The 21,515-nt window shown below is 68.5% G+C and carries 24 protein-coding genes; 7 read left to right on the top strand and 17 right to left on the bottom strand.

The features are described from left to right. Positions 1 to 90: 90 nt before the first annotated feature. The 7 genes from ACZ5IK_RS03780 to ACZ5IK_RS03750 all read right to left on the bottom strand — a co-directional run bounded on the left by ACZ5IK_RS03780 (position 91) and on the right by ACZ5IK_RS03750 (position 7,231). Positions 91 to 1,707, bottom strand: a complete 1,617-nt coding sequence (locus ACZ5IK_RS03780; protein WP_465486417.1) for a peptide ABC transporter substrate-binding protein — start codon at positions 1,705 to 1,707, stop codon at positions 91 to 93. 257 nt (positions 1,708 to 1,964) lie between these two features. Then, complete coding sequence (locus ACZ5IK_RS03775; RefSeq protein ID WP_465486416.1) at positions 1,965 to 2,918, bottom strand: Ppx/GppA phosphatase family protein; 954 nt, start codon at positions 2,916 to 2,918, stop codon at positions 1,965 to 1,967. A gap of 28 nt (positions 2,919 to 2,946) precedes the next feature. Then, on the bottom strand, positions 2,947 to 4,107 hold the full coding sequence (locus ACZ5IK_RS03770; RefSeq protein ID WP_465486415.1) for a lytic transglycosylase domain-containing protein: 1,161 nt from the start codon (positions 4,105 to 4,107) through the stop codon (positions 2,947 to 2,949). A 184-nt stretch (positions 4,108 to 4,291) separates the two neighbouring features. Further along, a complete protein-coding gene (locus ACZ5IK_RS03765) occupies positions 4,292 to 4,807 on the bottom strand; it encodes a DUF501 domain-containing protein (RefSeq protein WP_369862179.1) in 516 nt (171 codons plus the stop codon). A gap of 18 nt (positions 4,808 to 4,825) precedes the next feature. Then, positions 4,826 to 5,188 (bottom strand): FtsB family cell division protein, encoded by a 363-nt coding sequence (locus ACZ5IK_RS03760; protein WP_101610591.1) that lies wholly within the window; start codon positions 5,186 to 5,188, stop codon positions 4,826 to 4,828. Between the two features lie 186 nt (positions 5,189 to 5,374). Further along, a complete protein-coding gene (eno, locus tag ACZ5IK_RS03755) occupies positions 5,375 to 6,661 on the bottom strand; it encodes a phosphopyruvate hydratase (RefSeq protein ID WP_184895621.1) in 1,287 nt (428 codons plus the stop codon). Positions 6,662 to 6,754: 93 nt separating this feature from the next. Then, the gene (locus tag ACZ5IK_RS03750; protein WP_410664631.1) at positions 6,755 to 7,231 is read right to left on the bottom strand and encodes a VOC family protein; all 477 of its coding nucleotides are present in this window, start codon (positions 7,229 to 7,231) and stop codon (positions 6,755 to 6,757) included. 72 nt (positions 7,232 to 7,303) lie between these two features. On the opposite strand from ACZ5IK_RS03750, the gene ACZ5IK_RS03745 reads away from it, so the two are divergent. Continuing rightward, positions 7,304 to 7,717, top strand: coding sequence for a tetratricopeptide repeat protein (locus ACZ5IK_RS03745; protein WP_101613510.1), 414 nt, complete (start codon positions 7,304 to 7,306; stop codon positions 7,715 to 7,717). Positions 7,718 to 7,726: 9 nt separating this feature from the next. On the opposite strand, the gene ACZ5IK_RS03740 is transcribed toward ACZ5IK_RS03745, so the two are convergent. Next, positions 7,727 to 8,296, bottom strand: coding sequence for a helix-turn-helix domain-containing protein (locus tag ACZ5IK_RS03740; protein WP_465486414.1), 570 nt, complete (start codon positions 8,294 to 8,296; stop codon positions 7,727 to 7,729). Between the two features lie 54 nt (positions 8,297 to 8,350). Between ACZ5IK_RS03740 and ACZ5IK_RS03735 the strand changes: the two genes are divergently transcribed. After that, entirely contained in the window at positions 8,351 to 9,271 is a 921-nt protein-coding gene (locus tag ACZ5IK_RS03735; protein ID WP_465486413.1) for an NAD(P)/FAD-dependent oxidoreductase, read from the top strand. Here the strand turns inward: ACZ5IK_RS03735 and ACZ5IK_RS03730 are convergent. After that, the gene (locus ACZ5IK_RS03730) at positions 9,244 to 9,951 is read right to left on the bottom strand and encodes a lysozyme family protein (RefSeq protein WP_465486412.1); all 708 of its coding nucleotides are present in this window, start codon (positions 9,949 to 9,951) and stop codon (positions 9,244 to 9,246) included. The two genes, ACZ5IK_RS03735 and ACZ5IK_RS03730, sit on opposite strands and share 28 nt — an antisense overlap. Positions 9,952 to 10,213: 262 nt before the next feature. Between ACZ5IK_RS03730 and efeU the strand changes: the two genes are divergently transcribed. From efeU to ACZ5IK_RS03710, 4 genes are read left to right on the top strand one after another with little or no spacing between them, the layout of a single operon-like run. Then, positions 10,214 to 11,056 (top strand): iron uptake transporter permease EfeU, encoded by an 843-nt coding sequence (efeU, locus tag ACZ5IK_RS03725; RefSeq protein WP_465486411.1) that lies wholly within the window; start codon positions 10,214 to 10,216, stop codon positions 11,054 to 11,056. A gap of 5 nt (positions 11,057 to 11,061) precedes the next feature. Beyond that, a complete protein-coding gene (gene efeO / locus ACZ5IK_RS03720) occupies positions 11,062 to 12,192 on the top strand; it encodes an iron uptake system protein EfeO (protein WP_465486410.1) in 1,131 nt (376 codons plus the stop codon). Beyond that, positions 12,189 to 13,454 carry an iron uptake transporter deferrochelatase/peroxidase subunit gene (gene efeB, locus ACZ5IK_RS03715; RefSeq protein ID WP_465486409.1) on the top strand — a complete coding sequence of 422 codons (1,266 nt, stop codon included), beginning with the start codon at positions 12,189 to 12,191 and terminating at the stop codon, positions 13,452 to 13,454. Before efeO ends, efeB begins: the two co-directional genes overlap by 4 nt. Positions 13,455 to 13,488: 34 nt before the next feature. Beyond that, positions 13,489 to 13,899 carry a PPOX class F420-dependent oxidoreductase gene (locus ACZ5IK_RS03710; RefSeq protein WP_101610599.1) on the top strand — a complete coding sequence of 137 codons (411 nt, stop codon included), beginning with the start codon at positions 13,489 to 13,491 and terminating at the stop codon, positions 13,897 to 13,899. Between the two features lie 65 nt (positions 13,900 to 13,964). Here the strand turns inward: ACZ5IK_RS03710 and ACZ5IK_RS03705 are convergent, their stop codons facing one another. The 6 genes from ACZ5IK_RS03705 to ACZ5IK_RS03680 are packed head-to-tail and all read right to left on the bottom strand — an operon-like array spanning position 13,965 to position 18,550. Then, positions 13,965 to 14,537, bottom strand: a complete 573-nt coding sequence (locus tag ACZ5IK_RS03705; RefSeq protein WP_465486408.1) for a hypothetical protein — start codon at positions 14,535 to 14,537, stop codon at positions 13,965 to 13,967. After that, complete coding sequence (locus tag ACZ5IK_RS03700; RefSeq protein ID WP_465486407.1) at positions 14,534 to 15,904, bottom strand: hypothetical protein; 1,371 nt, start codon at positions 15,902 to 15,904, stop codon at positions 14,534 to 14,536. Before ACZ5IK_RS03700 ends, ACZ5IK_RS03705 begins: the two co-directional genes overlap by 4 nt. After that, the gene (locus tag ACZ5IK_RS03695; RefSeq protein ID WP_465486406.1) at positions 15,901 to 16,704 is read right to left on the bottom strand and encodes an ABC transporter ATP-binding protein; all 804 of its coding nucleotides are present in this window, start codon (positions 16,702 to 16,704) and stop codon (positions 15,901 to 15,903) included. Before ACZ5IK_RS03695 ends, ACZ5IK_RS03700 begins: the two co-directional genes overlap by 4 nt. 17 nt (positions 16,705 to 16,721) lie before the next feature. After that, entirely contained in the window at positions 16,722 to 17,540 is an 819-nt protein-coding gene (locus tag ACZ5IK_RS03690) for a zf-HC2 domain-containing protein (protein WP_465486405.1), read from the bottom strand. Continuing rightward, positions 17,537 to 18,079, bottom strand: a complete 543-nt coding sequence (locus ACZ5IK_RS03685) for a sigma-70 family RNA polymerase sigma factor (protein ID WP_184895647.1) — start codon at positions 18,077 to 18,079, stop codon at positions 17,537 to 17,539. The genes ACZ5IK_RS03690 and ACZ5IK_RS03685 overlap by 4 nt, the downstream gene beginning before the upstream one ends. 54 nt (positions 18,080 to 18,133) lie before the next feature. Continuing rightward, the gene (locus ACZ5IK_RS03680; protein ID WP_465486404.1) at positions 18,134 to 18,550 is read right to left on the bottom strand and encodes a winged helix-turn-helix transcriptional regulator; all 417 of its coding nucleotides are present in this window, start codon (positions 18,548 to 18,550) and stop codon (positions 18,134 to 18,136) included. A 67-nt stretch (positions 18,551 to 18,617) separates the two neighbouring features. Between ACZ5IK_RS03680 and ACZ5IK_RS03675 the strand changes: the two genes are divergently transcribed. Further along, complete coding sequence (locus tag ACZ5IK_RS03675; RefSeq protein ID WP_465486403.1) at positions 18,618 to 19,532, top strand: NADP-dependent oxidoreductase; 915 nt, start codon at positions 18,618 to 18,620, stop codon at positions 19,530 to 19,532. On the opposite strand, the gene ACZ5IK_RS03670 is transcribed toward ACZ5IK_RS03675, so the two are convergent. Then, a complete protein-coding gene (locus ACZ5IK_RS03670; protein ID WP_465486402.1) occupies positions 19,529 to 20,449 on the bottom strand; it encodes a nucleoside triphosphate pyrophosphohydrolase in 921 nt (306 codons plus the stop codon). The genes ACZ5IK_RS03675 and ACZ5IK_RS03670 overlap by 4 nt on opposite strands. Then, on the bottom strand, positions 20,446 to 21,450 hold the full coding sequence (locus ACZ5IK_RS03665; RefSeq protein WP_465486401.1) for a hypothetical protein: 1,005 nt from the start codon (positions 21,448 to 21,450) through the stop codon (positions 20,446 to 20,448). The genes ACZ5IK_RS03670 and ACZ5IK_RS03665 overlap by 4 nt, the downstream gene beginning before the upstream one ends. Between the last annotated feature and the right edge of the window lie 65 nt (positions 21,451 to 21,515).

The raw sequence follows: 21,515 nt of genomic DNA, 5'->3' as shown, positions 1-21,515 counted from the left end.
CGTGCCGTCCTGGAGATCGCGTGGTGGGAGCTGGGGTTCCGGCCGGCCGGGAGCGGTGATCCGCCACTCCCGGCCGGCACGACCACACGGTTACTTCGCGGCGACCTCGATGGACGAGTAGTCCGCGAGACGGCCGTAGTCGAGCTTCGCGACCTTGAGCCGGTTCGACTTGCCGCCGACGCCCTTCTCCTCCCACACGGGGATCTGCGGCAGATCCTTCGCGATCTGGTCCTCCGCCTGCTGGTACAGCTTGATCGCGGCCGCCTTGTCGGCGGTCTGGTCCGCCTGCTTGAGCAGCGCGTCGACGGCCGGGCTGTTGTACGTCGAGTCGTTCGACGAACCGGTGCTCTTGTAGCGCGGGTTCAGGTAGTTCTCGATCGACGGGTAGTCGGCCGACCAGTCGGAGCGGCCCATCCCGGTCAGCTTCCTGCCGTTGACGATGCTGCGCCACTGGCCGAAGTCGGTCGCCGGGACGAAGTCGCATTCGACGCCGAGCGCGTTCTTGATGCTGTTGCACGCCGCGACCAGCGGTTCCTTACGGCCACCGTCGGCGTTCGACGCGATGGTCAGCTTGCCGGTGTACCCGGACTTCGCCCAGTACTCCTTGGCCTTCACCGGGTCGAACTTGCAGAACTCGCAGACGCCCGGCCGGTAACCCTCGATGCCACGCGACACGTAGCCGTCGGCCGCCGTGTAGGTGTCGTTCATGACGGTCTTGACGATCTGCTCGCGGTCGATCGCGAGCGCGATCGCCTTGCGCAGGTCGAGGTTGTCGTAACCCGGGACGTAGTACGGGATGGCGAGCGCGGCGATGCCGAGCAGTTTGCCTTCCACCAGGCGATCACCGAGGTCGGTCTTGTACTTCCCGCCTGCCTTCGCCGCGGGCGGGAGCGCCTCCATGAAGTCGAGGCGGTTGCTCAGCAGGTCCTGGTACGCGGTTTCCTGGCTGGTGTATATGCGGACTTCGAGGTCCTTGAACTTGACCTTGTCCTCGCCCTGGTACTCGTCGTACCGCGTGAGCTTCATGTTCTGGTTCGGTGTGCGCGAAACGAACTTCAGCGGTCCGTTCCCGATCGGGGCTTTGGCGAACGCCTCCGGGTCGGCGAAGAACTTGTCCGGCAGGGGCGCGAAGGCGAGGTAGCCGATCTTGGTGGAGAACACCGAGAACGGGCCCTTCAGGGTGACCTGGAACTCGTAGTCGTTCACGATCTTGAGCCCGGACATCTCCTTGACGGCGGGCTCTTTCGCGCTGATCTCGTCGTAGCCCTGGATCTGCTCGAAGAAGGACGCGTTCTGCATGCCGTTCTTGCCGTTCGCGCTGTAGTTCCACGCGTCGACGAAGTTCTTGGCCTTGACCTCGGTCCCGTCGTGGAACTTCCAGCCCTTTTTGATCTTGATGTCGAAGACCTTGGAATCGGTCGTGGTGATCGATTCGGCCATCAGGTTGTACGGTTCGGCGGTGTCGGATTTGTAGCCGACCAGCGCCGAGAAGACCGGCTTGAGGGCTTTGGACCCGCCGAGTTCGTTGGTGTTGGCGGGGATCAGCGAGTTCTCCGGCTCGGTGCCGTAGACCGAAACCGCCGCGTTGGCGTCGGTGGCACCGGATCCCTTGTCTTCCTTGGATCCACCACCTCCACAGGCCGTCAGCAGCAGGGCCGCCGTGGCCACCACCGCCGTCGCTCCCCAGAACCCGCGTGAAGCCCGCATGTCCCCTCCAACTCTCGTCGTCGGATAGTCCGGCGAGCGCTGGTCGCGCCCTACCGCCCAGAAGGTGAGACGACGCTATGGGACAGGTGAAGCCGATCACAGTGCGTTGGCGTTGCAAATGTGTGACGGTGTGCCGGACCACCCGGTTAGAGCACAACGTTGGTAGGAACGGGGTTGCGCCGAACGGCCTAATCCGGACTGGAGGTCACCACGTGATCACCGAAAGAAATGGCTTCACGTAAGAGAAAACCGGGCGATCAGGCGAGCGACAGGGCGATCCCGTCGAGGATGTCGTGCTCGGAGATCACCAGTTCGCCGGGACCACTGCGCGTGGCGAACTGCTCGGCCAGCACCTGCACGATCACCGAGCCGCCGCCGATCACGTCGACCCGGCCGGGGTGGATCACCGGGTTCGCTGCGCGGGTCGCATGGTCGGCTGTGAGGAGCGACTGGGCGACGCGGTCGATGTCGGCGCGGGAAAGCTTCGAAAGGTGGGTGCGCTCGGAGTCGTACTCCGAAAGACCCTGCGCCACGGCCGTCAGGGTCGTGACCGTCCCGGCGACACCGATCCACGTCTTGGCGGTGGACACGTCCACGACGTCGAAGGCATCGGCGAGCACCTTGGCGGCCAGCTGACGGGCTTCGGCGATCTCGTCCGCGGTCGGCGGGTCGGACTTCAGCGCGCGTTCGGTGATCCGCACGCACCCGATGTCGACCGACTTCGCCGCGATGACCTCCGCCTTGCGGCCGTCCCAGGTGCCGACCACGAGTTCGGTCGAGCCGCCGCCGACGTCGACCACCACGAAGGGGCCGTCGTCGGGATCCTGCTCGCCGACAGCGCCGGTGAAGGACAGCCGCGCCTCTTCGTCACCGCTGATCACTTCGGCTTCGGTACCGAGCACCTCGCGCGTCATCGCGAAGAACTCGTCGCGGTTGCTCGCGTCGCGAGTCGCCGACGTCGCGACCATGCGGACCTTTTCCACACCCTTGCGGCGCGCGGCGATCGCGTAGTCGGCCAGCGCCTTGCGGGTGCGCTCGAGCGCCTCGGGGGCCAGCTTGCCGGTGGCGTCGACACCCTGGCCGAGGCGGACGATCCGCATCTCGCGGTGCAGGTCGCGCAGGTCGACCGTCCCGTCGTGACGCGGGGTCAGCTCGGCAACGAGCAGGCGGATGGAGTTGGTCCCACAGTCGATCGCGGCAACACGAGGCATGCCCCGGAGATTACCGCGCCCCTTGCCGTCAGGTGGTTCCGGCGGCGCCGGTGCTCGTTGGCGTCACCGTCGTCGTCGTTGTGGTCGTCGTCGGCGAGGAACAGGTCGTCGGCGGCGTAGTCGGGGCCGTGGTCGTCGCGCTCGTGGTCGGACTCGGGACCGTCTCCGTCACGGTGGACGTCGGACACTGCGGCGGCTTCGAGCTTGTCGGCGGTTTCGACGACGACGAAGAAGTACTCGTCCCCGGCAAGGTCGAAGACGGCGGCGGCGTCACCGAGCCGGGCGGTGTCGACGGCACCGGAGGCGGCGGCACCGAGGCGGGCGGCGGGGCGGCCCCGGCGTTCGGCGCGCCGATCGGCACCCTGCTGTCCGGCGTCGGCAGCACACCCGTGCGGTAGGCCTCGGCCCAGATCAGCACGGTGTTCACATAGGTGTCGGAGTTGTTGTAGCGGAAGACAGCCGCGCGCAACTGGTCCGGTTTGGACAGATCGAGCCCGCCGGAGCACAGGTACCGGCCGGTGCCCAGCGCCGCGTCGAAGATGTTGTTCGGATTGGACTCGCCGTCGCCGTTGCCGTCGGAGGCGTAGCCCTTCCAGGTGGAGGGGATGAACTGCGTCGGGCCGACGGCGCGGTCCCAGACCGTGTCGCCGTCGTACTTGCCGCCATCGGTGTCCGGGATGGCCGCGAACGGGCCGGCGCCGTTGAGCTGCGGGCCGAGGATCGGTTCGAGGGTGTTGCCCTTGGCGTCGACGTAGCCGCCGCGCGCGTGGTTGGACTCGATCCGGCCGATACTCGCGATCAGCGCCCAGTCGATGTGACAGCCGGGCTGTTCGGCGATGAGGACGTCGGCGGCGTTGCGGTACGCGGCGAGCGCGGTGACCGGGATGCCGAGCGGTCCGTTGGGGAGTTCGTCCGCGGGGAGCGGGAGCGGAGTCGGCGCGTTCGGCAAGCTGCCGTCGACGCCGATCTGGTGGACGAGCGGGTTCTTCGGGTCATAGCCGCCGACGAGGGCGACGTTGTCCGAATGGATCGTGCTCGCCGTCGCGGCCCAGCTGCCGGCACCGACGACCGCGGCACAGGCCGGGACGATGGCGAGGACACCTCCGGTCACCGCGGCGATCGTGCGGTGCCGGAGACAGAGTCTCCGGACATGACCGGTCACCGCGCCTGGCACGTGCCTCACGCGCATACCTCAGAACCCTCCCGGCGGATCACGACTCGGCGATCCGTTACTTGCCCACCCCGATAACCCGCAACTGGTGCACAGCCTGCCGCATGCGGTGACCGGTTTCACCCCATAGGGGAGGACCAGTTGGTCGACAACGGGTGAATTAACCCACCTGGAGGAACTATCTGTACAGCAGGGGCAGGCGTTACCCCTGGCAGTCACCCGACGGCCAGCCGTTCGCTTTGAGCAGCGCGAGGGTTTCGTCCCCGAACGGGTTCACCCCGGGGCCGACGGCGAGCGTGTGCGCCAGGTGGACGTGCAGGCATTTGACGCGGCCGGGCATCCCGCCCGCGCTGACCTCGTGGCCGAGCGAATCGATGGCGTCGCGTTCGGCGAGGTAGCTCTCGTGGGTCCGCTGGTAGGCGGCCGCCAGCTCGGGGTCCTCCGCGAGCCGGTCGGTCATCTCCTTCATCAGCCCGGACGCCTCGAGCGTGCCGACCATCGAAGTCAGCTTCGGGCAGGTCAAGTAGTAGAGCGTCGGGAAGGGGGTGCCGTCGTCGAGGCGGGGGCTCGTCTGCACGACCGACGGGTGACCGCTCGGGCAGCGCGCGGCTACGGCACGCAGCGCACGGGGTACCCGGCCGAGCTGTTCCGCGATGATCTCGCGGTCGGCGTCGGTCACAGGGTCGTATGAAGACTTTTCCGTGCTGTTCACGCCCATAAGGCTAAAGGGAGAGCTTCAGTCGCCCGCGACCTGATCCCACAGCTTCTCGTACCAGGAGCCCGCGGGCACCGGCTGCTGGCCTTGCGGCTGCCCTTGCTCGGGCGCCTTGTCCTCGGGGAGCTGCACGATGTACGGCGTCTCGCCGGGCTTCACGAAACCGAAGCGTTTACGCGCCTCCGCCTCGATCTGCGCGGGGTCGCTCAGCTCGGCCTTGCGACCTTCCAGCTGGGCGACGCTCCGCTGCAGCTCGGACTGCAGCTGCTGCTGCTCGGTCACCTCGGACTTCTGACTGAGGTACGTGCGCAGCGGGACGGCGATGGTGAACGCGAGCGCGCACACCACGATCGCCACCACCGCGGCCCGGCGGGTGGTGGACATGCCGAGCACCTTCGCGGCACCCGATGCCCGTTTCGCCGCCAGGCTGCGGCGCAGCCGGGTTCGGGCGCGGACCTCCGTCGTCGTCGTACGGCGGGCGCGCTCCGGACGGCGGCCCCTGCCGGAGCCACCGCCTTCCGCGCGCCCGTTACGACGGGTCCGCGCCCTCCCCCGGTCCGCCATAGCTCGTTATCCCTCGGCGCTGAACCGGGGAAATGCCAGGTCGCCGGCGTAGCGCGCCGCGTCGGCGAGGGTTTCCTCGATCCGGAGCAGCTGGTTGTACTTGGCGATCCGCTCGCCGCGCGCCGGGGCGCCGGTCTTGATCTGGCCGACACCGGTCGCGACGGCGAGGTCCGCGATGAAGGTGTCCTCGGTCTCGCCGGACCGGTGGCTCATCATCGACTTGTAGCCGTACGAGGTGGCCAGCGAGATCGCGTCGAGGGTCTCCGACAGCGTGCCGATCTGGTTGACCTTCACCAGCAGCGCGTTGGCGGCGCGGCGGGTGATGCCCTCTTCGAGGCGGTCCGGGTTGGTGACGAACAGGTCGTCGCCGACGATCTGGACCTTCTCGCCGACCTCGGCGGTCAGCTGGACCCAGCCGTCCCAGTCGTCCTCGCTCAGCGGGTCCTCGATGGACACGAGCGGGTAGTCGCGCAGCAGTTCGGCGTAGTAGGCCGACATCTGCTCGGCGCTCTTCTTCGCGCCTTCGAAGGTGTACGCGCCGTCGGAGTAGAACTCCGTCGCGGCGACGTCGAGCGCGAGCGCCACGTCGCGGCCCGGGGCGTAACCGGCCTTCTCGATCGCCTGAAGGATCAGGTCGAGCGCCTCGCGGTTGTTCTTCAGGCTGGGCGCGAAGCCGCCTTCGTCGCCGAGGCCGGTCGCCAGGCCGCGGCCCTTCAGGACCGACTTCAGCGAGTGGTAGACCTCGGTGCCCCAGCGCAGGGCCTCGCGGAACGACTCGGCGCCGATCGGCGCGATCATGAACTCCTGGATGTCCACATCGGTGTCGGCATGCGCGCCACCGTTGAGGATGTTCAGCATCGGCACCGGCAGAACGTGCGCGTTCGGCCCGCCGAGGTAGCGGAACAGTTCCAATTCGGCCGAATCGGCGGCGGCCTTCGCGACGGCGAGCGAAACGCCGAGGATGGCGTTCGCGCCGAGGCGGCCCTTGTCCGGGGTGCCGTCGAGATCGACCAGCTTCTGGTCGACGATGCGCTGGTCCACGGCGTCGGTGCCGACCAGGTCCGGGCCGATTTCGTCCAGGACGGCCGCGACCGCGCGCTCGACACCCTTGCCGTTGTACCGGCCGGTGTCGCCGTCACGCAGCTCGACGGCTTCGTGTTCGCCGGTGGACGCACCCGAGGGGACCGCGGCCCGCGCCAGCGTGCCGTCGTCGAGAGCCACCTCCACTTCGACCGTCGGGTTGCCTCGCGAGTCAAGAATCTCGCGAGCGCCTACCTGCTCGATGAGCGCCACGCCATGCTCCTCATGTGGGTTGTGCCTGCGGTGACCGGCCCCAGCCTAGCCGTCGGCGTCGTTCACCCGTTGGAGGCACGCGCCACACAGGACCTACTCGGCGACTGGTTCACCTGCGCGGACTTCCCGCCAGCCCGACGGGAGCTCGACGGTGTCGGAGAACTGCTGCCAGAACGTCCAGCTGTTGCCGCCGATGTCGGAGACGGTGAACACGCGGGCGCCGTAGGGCTGATCCTGCGGCGCGTCGAGGTCGGCGTCGTCGCCGAGGGCGGCGCGAATCCGCTCGTACTGCGCGTCGGCGTCGGCGACGTAGATGATGTTCAGCTGGCCGACCGGGCCGTCGACACCCTTGCCGTCCCAGTATTCGGGTCCGACCCCGGCCAGCTGGATCTTCGCCGGACCGGCGCACAGGGTGGCCTGGAACACCTCGCCGGAGGCGTCGGCGAAGCGCACCTCCTCGGTGAACCCGAACACTCTGACCAGCCACGCGACAGCTTCGGTCGCGTCGGCGTAGTAGAGGTACGGCGCGAGACCGAGGTATTCGGGCCTGTCCTCTTCGGCACTGCTCATGGCAAGACAGTCCACCATGACCGTTTCAGCTCCTCGTGAACGGCCCTGCCCAGGGGTATCGTGGAGCGGACCATGATGGATGCCGAACCCGCCCCAGAACCTGGTCCGGACTCGTCCGGCGAATCGCGGTTCCGCGCCTTCCGACAGGCGGAGGCCCTGGTCGAAAGCCGCAGGCCGCTCGATGCCCTCAAGGCCCTCCAACCGTTGCTGGAGGAGGAAACCGACAAACCGAGCGTGCAACTGCTGGCGGGCCGCGCGTACTTCCACTCCGCACAGTTGCGGCGGGCCGAGCGCGCCTTCAACCGGGTGCTGGAGCTGGACCCCACCGATCATTACGCCCGGTTCGTGCTGGGGCGGACCCTCCAGCGCCTCGGCCGGTTGACCGAGGCGCTCGCGCAGATGCGGATCGCGTCGGCGATGCACCCGATCCCGGAGTACCTGGAGGCGATCAGCGAGGTCAGCGCGCGGATCGCGTTGCGCGACTGACGCCGGTTCTCAGGTGGACTTGGCCCGCAGGTGGGCCCGCTCACCCTGCTTGCCGAACAGCACCAGCAGTTCCACCGGCCCCGGCCCCGCGCTTCCGAACCAATGCGGCACCCGCGTGTCGAATTCGGCGGCCTCGCCCGGCCCCATCGTGAAGTCACGGTCACCGAGCACCGCCCGCAACCGTCCACTGAGGACGTACATCCACTCGTAGCCCTCGTGTGTCCGTTGCACCGGTTCGATGTTCTCGACCGGGATCAGCAGTTTGAACGCCTGCGGCTGACCGGGCTGCGCACTCAGCGACCAGGCGGTGAACCTGCCGAACTTCTGCGGTTTCATCCGGACCCGCGGATCGGACGGCTCGGGTTCGCCGACGAGTTCGTCGAGCGGGACCTTGTGTGCCTCCGACAACGTCAGCAGCAGCTCCAGGGTGGCCTTCCGGGTGCCCGATTCGAGCCGCGAAAGCGTACTGGCGGAGATCCCCGTCGCCTCCGAGAGCGCGGAGAGGGTGGTGCCGCGTTCCTTGCGGAGCCGCTTGAGCTTCGGGCCGACCTCGGCGAGCCGCCGTTCGATGTCCTGCATGCCCCCAGTTTGCCAAACCGGCAATGAACTTTGCCAGATCTCGACGGAAGTCGGATGCTCGGGACCATGAGCAACGAATTCGACGTGGTGATCATCGGCGGTGGTGTCGCGGGCCTCAGCGCGGCCTTGGTACTGGGCAGGGCGCGGCGGAAGGTCGCCGTGATCGACGGCGGGACGCCGCGCAACGCGCCCGCCGCGCACGCGCAAGGTTTCCTGACCAGGGACGGCATCCCGCCCAAAGAACTCCTGGCGATAGGCCGTGACGAAGTGCGCGGATACGGCGTGGAGCTCATCGACGACGTCGTCCACCGGCTGCGGCACGACAAAGCGGTGGAACTGGCGAGCGGCCGGGTCGTCAGCGGGCGCCGGATCGTGATGACCACCGGGCTGGCCGACGAACTGCCGGACGTCCCCGGTGTCGCGGAGCGGTTCGGCACCGACGTGCTGCACTGCCCGTACTGCCACGGCTGGGAGGTGCGCGATCAGCGCTTCGGCGTGCTCGCCACCTCCGAGAAGTCGGTCCACCAGGCGCTGATCGTCTGGCAGTGGAGCAAGGACCTGACGTTCTTCACCCATACCCAGGAGATCTCGGCGGACGACCGGGTGAAGCTGACCGGGCTGGGCATCCGGATCGTCGACGGGAAGGTCTCCGAGCTCGCCGTCGAAAACGACCGGCTGGCCGGGGTCCGGCTGGTGGACGGCGAACTCGTCGAACGCGACGTCGTGTTCGTCGGCCCGAAGTTCGTCCCGCACGACCGGCTGCTCGCCCAGCTCGGCTGCGCGCGCACCGAAGACGGTTTCGTCGCCGTGGACGCGCAGGGCCGAACGAACGTGGACGGCGTCTGGGCGGCGGGGAACGTCGTCGATCCGATGGCGCAGCTGGTCGTCGCGGCGGGCGACGCCTACCGGATGGCGGCCGCGCTCAACTTCGACCTGGTGCTCGAGGATCAGGGCGCGACGCTGGCGTCCGCGTAGGCGTCGGCCGCGCTGAAGACCTCCTGGGCGTACGGAACGGCGGGGTTGAACATCCGCATCGACTTCCACCATCCCTCCGGGGTGGCGACGTCGTCGCCGGCGGCGCACAGGTAGCGGGCGGTGGCGAAGGCGGCGTCATCGAGGTTCTTCGGATCCGGCGGCTTCCCGTCACTGGTGGCCCGGACAGCGTGCTTGGCCCAGATGTCGGGCGTGAGCGTGATCGGGCCGGGCCTGCCCTGCGCCGTCTCGACGTGGGAAACACCGGCGAGGGTCGCCCAAGAGAGGTGACAGCCCGGTTTCTGCCGCCGAAGCCACATCTCCGCCCGGCCGTAAGCGGACAGGTCGGTGGCGGACAGCCGCGTCTTCGCGGCCACCCGGTTCGCCCAGATTTCGAGTTCGGCCGCGTCGGAAACGGTGGGCCGGTCGGGCGGCGCGGCGAGCCCGGCTCGCGGCGTCGCCACCCCAGGCTGCGGTTTCTGGTCGGGAACCGCGAGCGCGGGCTGCGGCTCCGCCGGCGGGGGCGGCTCGTCCCCACCCGGCCGGTTCATCCCGACGGTCATGATCAGCACCACACCGGTCAGCACGAGCCCGCCCGCGAAAGCGAGCCTGGGGACGTACGGCGGCAGAGGGCGCGCTGGGTGCTCCGGGGCGTCGATGCTCGACTGGGTGGTTTCGGCCACCCGGTCAGGTTACTTCGCCACACTGCCGGGGGATGACCCATTCGGAGGAGCAGGTCAGCGGACGGTAAACCGGCGGTCGTGGTGCCGATTCGTTATGTGATCCGCGCGGTGCACGCTGACCTGCGGATGCTTTCCGAGCGCCCGTCCGATCAAGGCCCGTTCAAGCGGTTCGTCCACATTCGCCACCGCCCGGCTGAGCTGGACTTTCAGGCAAGGCTTACCTAAAACCTGGAGGTTCAGTCAGACGACCAGGGAGAACGACGTGTGGTTCGCGAGTGCGCTCATCGGCCTGCGTGAAGGCCTGGAAGCCGCCCTCGTCGTCAGCATCCTCGTCGCGTTCCTGGTCAAGACCGGCCGGAAGCACGCGCTGCGCTGGGTGTGGCTCGGTGTCGGCGTCGCCGTCCTGCTGTCGGTCGGGATCGGCGCGATCCTTACCTACTCCACCGCTCAGCTGTCCTTCGAGCAGCAGGAACTGCTCGGCGGCACCCTGTCGATCGTCGCGGTCGGTTTCGTGACGGCGATGATCTTCTGGATGCGCAAGGCGTCGAGGACGATCGCCGCCGAGCTGCGCGGGAAGCTGGACGAAGCGCTCGACGTGGGCCCGGTCGCCGTCCTCGTCCTGTCGTTCTTCGCCGTCGGCCGCGAAGGCCTGGAAACGGCGGTGTTCTTCTACTCGACCGTGCAGACCGCCCAAGGCGGGACGACCGAACCACTGATCGGTTTCACCGCGGGCATCCTCACCGCGGTCGTGCTGGCGTATCTGATCTACCGCGGCGCCGTCCGGTTCGACCTCGGCAGGTTCTTCACGATCACCGGTGTGCTCTTGGTGTTCGTCGCGGCGGGCGTGCTCGGCTACGGCCTGCACGACCTGCAGGAGGCCGCCTTCCTGCCCGGTCTGAACACACTCGCGTTCGACGCGTCGAACGTGCTGCCGGAGACCAGCTGGTACGGCGCGCTGCTCAAGGGGATCTTCAACTATTCGCAGCAGACGACGGTCCTGCAGGCCGTCGCGTGGGTCGCGTACGTGGCGATCGTGCTGCCGCTTTTCCTCAGACCCAAGAAGATGGCCGCGACGGTTCCCGTCGCGGCCGCGGTTAAGGAGTGACCACCGTGTCCCGTCGATTCCCGCTCGCCGCTCTCGCCGGCGTCGGCGCCCTGGTGCTCACCGCCTGCGGTGGTGGCGAGGAAACCCCCGCTGCGGCTGGCGGCCCGATCAAGGTCGAGGCCTCGGACAGCGCGTGCGCCGTCTCGGTGAACACCGCGAGCGCGGGCAACGTGACCTTCGAAATCACCAACAAGGGCAGCAAGGTCACCGAGTTCTACCTCTACGCCGAGGGTGACCGGATCATGGGCGAGGTCGAGAACATCGCGCCCGGGCTGAACCGGCGGCTCATCGTCGAGGTCGCCGAAGCGGGCAAGTACCAGACAGCGTGCAAGCCGGGGATGACCGGCAACGGCCTCCGCGGCGACTTCACCGTCACGGGCGGCGGCGCTAAACAGACCGACCCGAACTCGCAGAAGGCGCAGGCGGTCAAGAGCTACGCGGAGTACGTCGCGAACAACACCAAGGCGCTCGACGAGGAGACCACCAAGTTCGTCGCGCTCGTGAAGGCGAACAAGGTCGACGAAGCGAAGGCCGCGTACGCCCGCACCCGCGTCTACTTCGAGCGGGTCGAGCCGGTGGCCGAGAAGTTCGGCGACCTCGACCCGAAGATCGACGCGCGCGAGGCCGACCTCGAACCGGGCCAGAAGTTCACCGGGTTCCATCGGCTGGAGAAGGACCTTTGGGTGACCGGGCTGCAGCCCGACGCGCCCCAGGTCGCCGACCAGCTGCTCGCCGACGTCAAGGAACTCGTCACCAAGTCGGCCGCGCTCGAACTGAACGCGCTCGACCTGGCCAACGGCGCCAAGGAACTGCTCGACGAGATCGCCACCGGCAAGATCACCGGCGAAGAGGAGGCGTTCTCGCACACCGACCTCTCGGACTTCCAGGGCAACCTCGACGGTTCGAAGGCCGCGATCGCCTCGCTGCGCCCGCTCCTGCAGGCGAAAGACCCGGCCCTGGTGTCCACTTTGGACAAGGAGTTCGGCAGCGTGCAGGCGTTGCTGGACAAGCAGCGCGAAGGCGACGGCTTCAAGCTGTACACCGCGCTGAGCCAGGACCAGATCAAGGAATTCGCGTCGGCGGTCGACGCGCTGAGCGAACCCCTGAGCAAGGTCGCGGAGGTCGCGGCGCAATGACCGGGACGGAGGACACCCAGGTCTCCCGCCGGAAGCTGTTCGGCATGGCGGGAGCGGGTGCCGCTCTCGTCGGAACGGGCGCGGCCGCCGGATTCGGGGCGAACCGGCTGCTCGGCGGGGACAGCCCGGCACAGGCCGCGCAGAGCGTCGTCGAGTTCCATGGCGAGCACCAGGCCGGGATCGTGACGCCGGTCCAGGAGAACCTGCATTTCGTCGCGCTGGACGTGACGACGAAGGATCGCGAAAAGCTGGTCAAGCTGCTGCGCACGTGGACGGACGCGGCCCGGCGGATGACCGCGGGCCGGGAGGTCGGAACGGGCGGCGCCGTCGGTGGCGCCCCCGCCGCCCCTCCGAGTGACACCGGCGAGGCCCTCGATCTCGCGGCGTCGTCGCTGACGCTGACGATCGGTTTCGGCCCTTCGCTGTTCGACGACCGGTTCGGGCTCGCCTCGAAACGGCCCGCCGCGCTGATCGATCTCCCCCTGTTCCCGGCGGACAAACTCGACCCCGCCCGCAGCGGCGGTGACGTCTGTATCCAGGCGTGCGCGGACGATCCGCAGGTCGCGGTGCACGCGATCCGGAACCTGGTGCGGCTGGGCTTCGGCGTCACCGCGGTGCGCTGGTCGCAACTCGGATTCGGCCGCAGTTCGTCGACGTCGCGGGCACAGTCCACGCCGCGGAACCTGTTCGGGTTCAAGGATGGGACGCGCAACGTCAAGGCCGAGGAGGCCGACGTCCTGCGTGACCAGGTGTGGGCGACGGCCGAAGACGGGCAGCCGTGGATGGCGGGCGGGTCGTTCCTGGTGGCCCGCCGGATCCGGATGCACATCGAGACCTGGGACCGGGAATCGTTGCGGGGGCAGGAAGGCATCGTCGGCCGGTCGAAGGGCGCGGGTGCGCCGCTGGGACAGGCCGCCGAGTTCGACGAGCCCGACTTCAACGTCGGCGGCGCGGGCGGCGAGAAACTGATCCCGGAGGATTCGCACGTCCGGCTCGCCTCGCACGAGAACCTGAACGGGGCGCGGATCCTGCGGCGTGGCTACAACTTCGTCGACGGTTCCGACGGTGTCGGGCACCTCGACGCGGGGCTGTTCTTCCTCGCTTTCAACCGGGACACCCGCAAGCAGTTCGTGCCGATGCAGCAAGCGCTGTCTTCGAAGGACGCGATGATGGAGTACCTCCAGCACACCGGATCCGCTCATTTCGCCGTGCCACCGGGCGTACGTGAAGGCGGTTTCTGGGGCGAGGGCCTGTTCTCTTGACCTCCAGTTAAGTAGAGGTCGCACACTGGGATCCATGTTCAGTGAAGCGGAACTCGACTATCTCGCCACCCAGGGACTCGGACGACTCGCGACGGCTCAGCCGGACGGGACGCTGCAGGTCAGCCCGGTCGGCTATGCCTACAACACCGAGACCAGGACGATCGACATCACCGGCTACGAACTGGCGAAGAGCAAGAAGTTCCGGAACGTGGCCGCCAACGGGCAGGCCGCGTTCGTGGTGGACGACATGCCGTCGCAGGACCCGCCGAGGATCCGCTGCCTCGAGATCCGCGGCCGGGCCGAGGCACTGACGGGCGCCCGCACGGCCGACGGCCATTTCGACGGCGCGGTGATCCGGATCCACCCCTCGCGGATCATCAGCCTCGGCGTCGACGACCCGGACCACGACCCGCTCGATCTCGTCCCGCACAACCGGAACGTCTGACCAGCGGATGTCATGAAAGGGGCTTTCCTGACGGAATTCGTCAGGAAAGCCCCTTTCATGACACTTCAGCGGCGATTACCGAAGACCGCGTAGGTCCCCAGGCCCGCCACACCGAGCACCACGGCGGTCCACGTGGCCGCGGCCACGTCGCTGGGCTGGAAAAGCCAGGTGATCACCACGTTCGCGGTGTCCGTGCCCGACGTGGTGGCCCAGACCACGAGCGAGACGGCGAACACGAACAGCGGCAACGTCCACCCGAAGGCCCCGCCGAACAGCACCGCGGAGATCCCCGCGAGGCCGAGAAGTCCGCCCGCGTTCCGCGTGACGATCTCCACCGGCACCTGCTCCGCCTCCCACAGCCGGGGCAGGAGCGCGGCGCCGGAACCGAGGCCACCGATCAGGAGGAGATGCAGGCCTCGACGAGGAATCCACCGGATCGCGGCGGTCCGGTCGAGATCGGCGTCCTGTCCGCTCAGCCCGGTGGCCATCACCGCGACCGCGGCCGTGAGCGCCAGGGATACCGGGATCATCGACCAGTGGTCACGGGCCAGGAACCAGATCACGGCCATGGTCACCACCAGCGCCGCGAACGACGCGGGCAGGCTTCGCGACCGCGCGTACAGCACCGCCCACCTCATCGGGCGCCTCCGAGCAGGATGTCGAGCTGGTTACCCTGGCAGGTCAGGCCCGCCTGTCGCACCGCGATGATCCGCTCTCGCTGCACGTCGGCCGGGAGGGCACGGAAGGTCTCCTGCTTCTGGAGGACCTCGTTCTTCGCCTCGTCGCTCCAGTAACCGCTCAGCATCTTCCACTCGCCGAGGAACCAGTTCGAGGTGATCGATCGCGCGGCGAGTTCGTCCATAAAGGACTTATCGATGTCACGTGGGGAGTAGCAGGTCGGCGTCCCGGCGCCGGCGACCAGCGCCCGCGTCACGTCGTCCGGGACCAAGAGCGAACGAACGGACCAATCAAGCAGGTCCATGTAGACGGTGTCGGCGGCACGCGGCGGCACCTCGTCGTAGCCCAGCCGCCGGTCCTGTACCGCGACCTTGACCGGCGCGTCCGGCAGTGTTCCCAGCAGCCGCAACGCCTCCTTGCCCGGCCCGGAGAGACGAGGTAGCTGGGACTCGAGCATGCGGGGGGCGCAGACCGGGCCGTCGCAGACCATTGCCGTCGCGTGCGGGTCGACGATCTTGCCTTCGGCCGTGCTGCCGGGAAGAACGGGCAAGGCGATCCCGGCCGCCACCAGCGCGGGGACGACGGCGAGTGCCTTCGCCCGGTTGGAGCGAACCGCCAGCAGGAGGAACCCTGTCGCGGCCAGTCCGGCGAGCCAGATCACCTGCCCGAGATCCATCCGGCCCGAGGTGGTGTTGAACGGATCGTCGATGACGTCCATCGCGGGAGAGAGCAGCGAGACCCGGAACGGCACCAACCCGGACAGCGCGCTGCCCTCCCCCGCGGCGATCTGGAACAGGATCGCGGCCGCGAACGCGGCGACGGCCACCGCGGGCGCGGTCAGCGGATGCGGCAGCAACCGGCCGATCCCGAGCCCGATCCAGGCGCCCGCGAGCATCCCGAGTACACCGACCACGACGATCGGCAGCCAGCCGAAGGTGAAGAACCCGCCGTTGAAGATCGCCTGGACGGCGCCGACGGCGAAGATCAGCAGGTAGCCCAGCACCAGCAGGCCACCCAGCGCGCCGGCGAGTTTCGCGGCCCGCTGCCAGCCGGGCCGCGGCATGGTGGTCATGAGTTCGGCCGTGCCGGACCGGCCGTCCCGCATCCCCTGGATGACACCGGCGCCGATCGCGATCGGCCACAGGAACACCAGCAGGAACCGGCTCCATTCCGCGGCGGGCACCCAGTGTTCGTTCCAGGCGGTCGGTGTTCTCGTCCACGGGCCGGAGAACGAGTACAGGAATCCGAGCGCGACGACGAGGATCGCGAGCGTGGCCCAGGGGGCGATGGAACGGCGGAGTTCGATCCGCAGAATCCGCGTGTTCACCAGTTCCCCCTCCCCTGCTCGTGCCCGAGCAGCGCCGAATAGCCGCGCTCGATCGGGCTGTCGCCGACGTACTCCGCGGTCCCGGCGGCGGCCATTTCGTCCGGCGTCCCCTGGAAGACGAGTTTGCCGTTTTCGAACAGGACGACGTCGGTGCACGCCGTGGCGACGTCCTCGACAAGGTGCGTCGAGATGACCACGCAGGCGTCACGCCCCATTTCCTGCATGAGTTCCCGGAACCGCACGCGCTGCGCAGGGTCGAGTCCGGCGGTCGGCTCGTCCAGCAGGAGGACGTCGGGGTCGTTCACGATCGCCTGGGCGATCCCGACCCGCCGCACCATGCCGCCGGAGAGCGTCTTCATCTTGTCGTCGGCGCGATCGGCGAGGCCGACCCGTTCGATCGAACGCTGCACCGCTCCCGGAATGTCCTCTTTGGACATTTCCTTGAGCCACGCGATGTACTCGACGAACTCGCGGACGGTAAAGCGCTTGTAGTAGCCGAAATTCTGCGGCAGATAGCCGATCCGGCGGCGCAGGCGGCGCTGATCGGTGAGCCCCCCGACGGATTCACCGAGCAGCGCCAGCCCTCCCTCCGCCGGCCGGAGCACCGTCGCCAGCGCCCGGATCAGCGTGGTCTTCCCCGCCCCGTTCGGGCCGAGCAGACCGTGCACCCCCGTGCCCAGTTCCAGGTCGAGCCCGTTCACGGCGAACTTGCGTTTGCCGACCCGGACCTTCAGTTCCTCCGCCTTGATCTGCCACGCGTAGGTCGTGGGTGCGACCTCCGCGGCCCCGACAGCACGCATCATGTTCTCCCCTTCGTTCATCGTTCGGATCCGCTGAGCTGGCCGAAGGTGCTCCGGCGGAGCACCACGACGGCCATGGTCAGCGCGAAGATCACGGCCCAGACCGGAAGCAGGTCGGGTTCAAGCACGCTGGATCGCCCTTGCGAAGCCACCGCGGGCGCCAAGACCACCACCACCCAGACCCCGGCCAGGACATACGCCGCACGGGTCACCCCGATCAGCCCGCCGAGCGCGAGTGTCCCGGTGGTGAAGGCCAGGCTCGGCAGGAGAGCGAGCCCCCCGAAGCCACCACCGCCGAGCCAGCTCGCGAGAGCCTGCATCGGCAGCACCACGGCGAGGACAGCCGTCGTCCGGCGCAGCAGCAGGTAGAACCCGCCCCTCGGCGCGGAAGTGACGAGTTCGTAAGCGGGATCGAGGCCCTTGGACCACGACACCGCGACCCCGAGCACCGGCAGCACCGGTGAGAAGAGCTGGACGAACGAGTAGTTCCGGCTCCACGTGAAGCCGGCCCAGTCCAAGAGGAATCCCGTCGCCGGGAGCAGGATGATCATCACCAGCCACGGCAGCATCACCGGTGTCACCCAGGTGTGCAGCCGCCCGGCCCACCGGCTCCGTGACCGCCCCGGCCCCGTTTCGGCGAGTTTCGGGCCCAGCCCCGCCCAGACGTCGTCCACCAGCGCCGACACCGTGGGCAGGCTGACCGCGGTCAGCCTCCCCCGGCATTCCGCGCAGGATTCGAGATGGGCTTCGATCGCCCAGACCTCGTCACCGGCCAAGCCTTCGTCCCCGCGGACGTAACCGGCGAGGAGCTGTCCGGACACATGTTCCTTGTTCACGACAGCGCCTCCCGCATCGCGATCCGAGCCCGCCTGGCGCGGGTTTTGACGGTTCCTTCCGGCACGCCGAGCAGGACCGCGGTCTCCCGGACGGTCAGCCCGTCGAGCACCATGGCCTGCAGGACCTGCCGTAGTTCGGGAGCGAGCCTGCGCAGCGCGTCGCCGACGTGGTCGCCGACCGCACCGGCCAGCGCCTCGTCTTCCGCGGCGGGCGCCACGGCCGCCTCCGCGACCGGCAGCGGCAGCGCGTGCTTCGCCCGGCGGCGGAAAGCGTCGACGAGCCGTCTCGCGGCGATCGTCCACAACCAGCCGACGGCGCTCCCGCCGACGGCCGAACCGGCGAACGCGCCGGCCGCCCGCCAAACCGCCAGGTAGGTCTCCTGCATCACCTCGGCGACGATCTGCTCGTCGGCGCAGCGACGGCGCAGGCGTACGGCCAGCCACGGCGACGTGCGGCGGTAGAGCTCCTCGAACGCCGCGCGGTCACCTTTGGCCGTGCGGCGGACGAGCTGCTCTTCGTCCGGTTCCGTTCCCTTCACACCCGGCAAGACGCCGAGTCCGCCAAAACGGTTCTCACCCGATTGTGTTCCGCATCACAGCGGCCGTACCGCTTCGGACGCTTTTTCGTCGAAAGCGGAGCGTGCGGCGAAGATCTGGTCGACATTCTCGACGGCCCATTCGGCGACGGCGTTCGTCAATTTGCCGACATCGACGCCGAGCGGGGTGAGCCCGTACTCGACTCTCGGCGGGACGGTGGGATAGACGTCCCGCCGGATCAGCCCGTCCCGTTCCAGGGAGCGGAGGGTCTGGGTCAGCATCTTCTGCGTGATCCCGTCGAGCAAACGGCGAAGTTCGCTGAACCGCATCGGCCGCTCGTAGCGCCGGATCGCCCCGAGAACGTAGAGCGCCCACTTGTTCACGAGCACCTCGATGACCGTCCTGGACGGACAGTCACGGCCGTGCACCGCCACCCATTCTTCGAATATCCGCCGCTCATCGAAGGTACCCATGAGGTACCTAGATACCAGTGCGGTGCCTACTTCACAACGGGTACCTGGCAGCGACATGCTCGTTTCCATGCGAAAGATCCAGCAAGTCTCGTTCGGCGGGCCCGACGTTCTCCACCTCGCCGAATCGGAAAAGCCTGTTCCGGGTGAGGGCCAGGTCCTCGTGCGCGTCCACGCCGCCGGGGTGAATCCGGCGGATTGGAAGATCCGGAACGGGCTGGTCGTCGGTGATCTGCCGCTGACCGTGGGGCTCGACTTCTCGGGCGTGGTCGATTCCGCCGGAACGCGGTTCCAGCCCGGCGACGAGGTCTACGGCGTCACGTTCCCGCCGAACGGCTCGTACGCCGAATACGTCGCGGTCGGCGAGGACGCACTCGCGCTGAAACCGCGAAGTCTCGATCACGTCCACGCGGCCGCGCTCCCGATCGCGGCGCTGACCGCGTGGCAGCCGTTCATCAGGTTGTTCCCGGTCGGACCGGGTCACCGGGTGCTCGTCCACGCCGCGGCGGGCGGGGTCGGGCATCTCGCCGTGCAGATCGCCAAGGCCAAGGGCGCGTACGTCATCGGCACCGCGCGCGAGGCCAAGCACGACTTCCTGCGGGATCTCGGCGCGGACGAACTGATCGACTACACGACCAGCGATTTCGCGAAATCGCAGGACGTCGACGTCGTGCTGGACCCGATCTCCGGCGAGTACGGTCCCCGGTCGCTGGAGACGCTCAAACCGGGCGGTTCGCTGATCGACATCGTCGGGCACGGTCCGGACCGGACGGAGGTCCGGCGGAAGGCCGAGGACCTCGGTCTCCGATTCGCCGAGTTCTACGTCGCCCCGTCCGGAACGGATCTGGCGGAAATCGCGACTTTGGCCGACGCCGGTTCCCTGCGGGTCTCGATCGCCGACGTCCTCCCGCTCGAACAGGCGGCGAAGGCGCACGAACTGAGCGAATCGGGACGCGTCCAGGGCAAGCTGGTCCTGACGGTCTAGCTCGGCCAGAACTTGCGCCAGCCGTCGGCCTCGAGCGTCGTCGGTTCGAGACCGGCGTCTCGGGCGGCCTGTTCGGCATCACGGATGTCGCGCGCGAACCGCTTCGCGACGGCACGGAGTTCGCCTTCGGGGTCGATCCCGGCCCGGCGAGCGGTCGCGGCGACCCGGAACAACTGGGCCGCCGCTTCGGAACCTTCGGGGAACAGGTCGAGCGGGATCCCGGCCCGGCCGCTGCGCTGCCCGAGCTTCCCGGCCAGCGCCACGGCGGGCTGGCCGAGCGCGACGCCGTCCACAATGGACTGGCGACTCTTCTCGGCCTGCTTCAGTTCTTCCCACTTGAGGTTCTGGTGGTCGACGGTCTCGACCCGCGGGGCGTCGGTGAAGACGTGGGGGTGACGCCCGACGAGCTTCGCGACCAGATCGGACGCGACCTCGTCGATCCCGAACGGATCGGTCGCGTCCTCGATGGCGACGCGCGCGTGGAACAACACCTGGAGCAGGACGTCACCGAGTTCTTCGCGCAGGGCGGCCCGGTCGCCTTCCTCGATCGCGTCGAGCAGCTCGTAGGTCTCCTCGACCAGGTATTGACGCAGCGACTCGTGCGTCTGGACGGCGTCCCACGGGCATCCGCCCGGCGAGCGGAGCCGGTCCATCACCTCGGCGGCCTCGACCAGCGGCGGAACGGGCGCTTCCAGCACCCGGGCACCCGCCCTGATCAGCGCCGCGGCCTTCGGTTCCCGGCGCGAACCGGCGATGAGCACGAGGCCGCGCACCGGTGCGTCACCGAGCGCGGGCACACCGAAAACGCCGGGATCGACATCCGACGCCGCGTACACGGCATCGCTGTTTCGCAGGATCGGGAGTGCCTCGGCGGGCAGTGTCGCCCCGCGGGCGATCACGACGACGGCAGCGGTCACGGGTTTTGCGGGGTGGCGCCGTGCACCGGCAGCACGATGCCCTTTTTCGAAGCTTCGTTGGGCGCGAGATCCATGCCCACGACATCCCACACGCCGTAGCGCGGGTTGACCTTGAGGTCGACCTGGTCCAGGTACGGCTGGAGGAGCCGGATACCCACGTTGGCCAGCTGCTGGGCGGTGGGCTGCGCGGCCTGATCCGACGCGACGGGCTTGTCGGCGGCCCGCTCACGCACCACGACGACGACCCACAGCGGCTGCTGCGGCGTCGGCTGGAACGCGGCGACGGTGTTGGGCTCGAGCCCGAACAGGACGGTGGCCGCGGTCGCGGGCGACTGCATCGCCGGCAGCTTCTGACCGGTGCCTGCCTGCGTGTCGGACGTCTTCTGGTCCTGCGCGATCAGTTCCGCGGCCGCGTTCGGCGAGGCGGCGAACTTGCGGGCCTTCTCGATCGCCTGCTCGCGCAGCTTGTCCGCGTCGGAGCCGGTGGCGTCGGTCGAGGAGACCGAGCTGAAATCGAAACTGACGGTGAGCTTGTCCAGGTACTTCATCGCGAGCTGGGTCTGCTGCGCCGCGTCGACCAGGGCTTCGCGGTGATCCCGCACGCGCGCGACGAGCTGCTGCACGCTGATCGCGGGATCGTCCTGCTGCTTCGCCTCCATCGGCTTCGCCAGCGGATCGTTCTGCAACGCGGCCACGACGAGGGACTCGTCGACACGGACGCCTTCGCGCTGGGCGGCACGCTCGGTGAGGTCGTGGAGGATCTCCTGGCGCACGATCTCGCGGCCGACGAGGTCGAGCTTGTGCTCCTTGGCGAGCTGCTGCCCGTACGGATGCTCACGGACGGCCTTGTCGATCAGCTGCTGCACGCGATCGACCGAAACGGACTTGCCGTCGACGATCACCGCCGCACCGACCTGTCCCGGTCCGGCGTTGCATCCGGCGAGAAGGAGAGAACCGGCAAGAACCCCGACCAGCGCACGACGGCGCCTCATGATCCGCATCACAGCGCCTACCCTCTCATACCGGCCCCGGTGAGAGAACCTGGTCGTAAGTCGCGATTCGGGTT

This window comes from Amycolatopsis sp. NPDC031561 (assembly GCF_055580625.1).
This window is presented reverse-complemented; position numbering and strand designations above follow the sequence as displayed.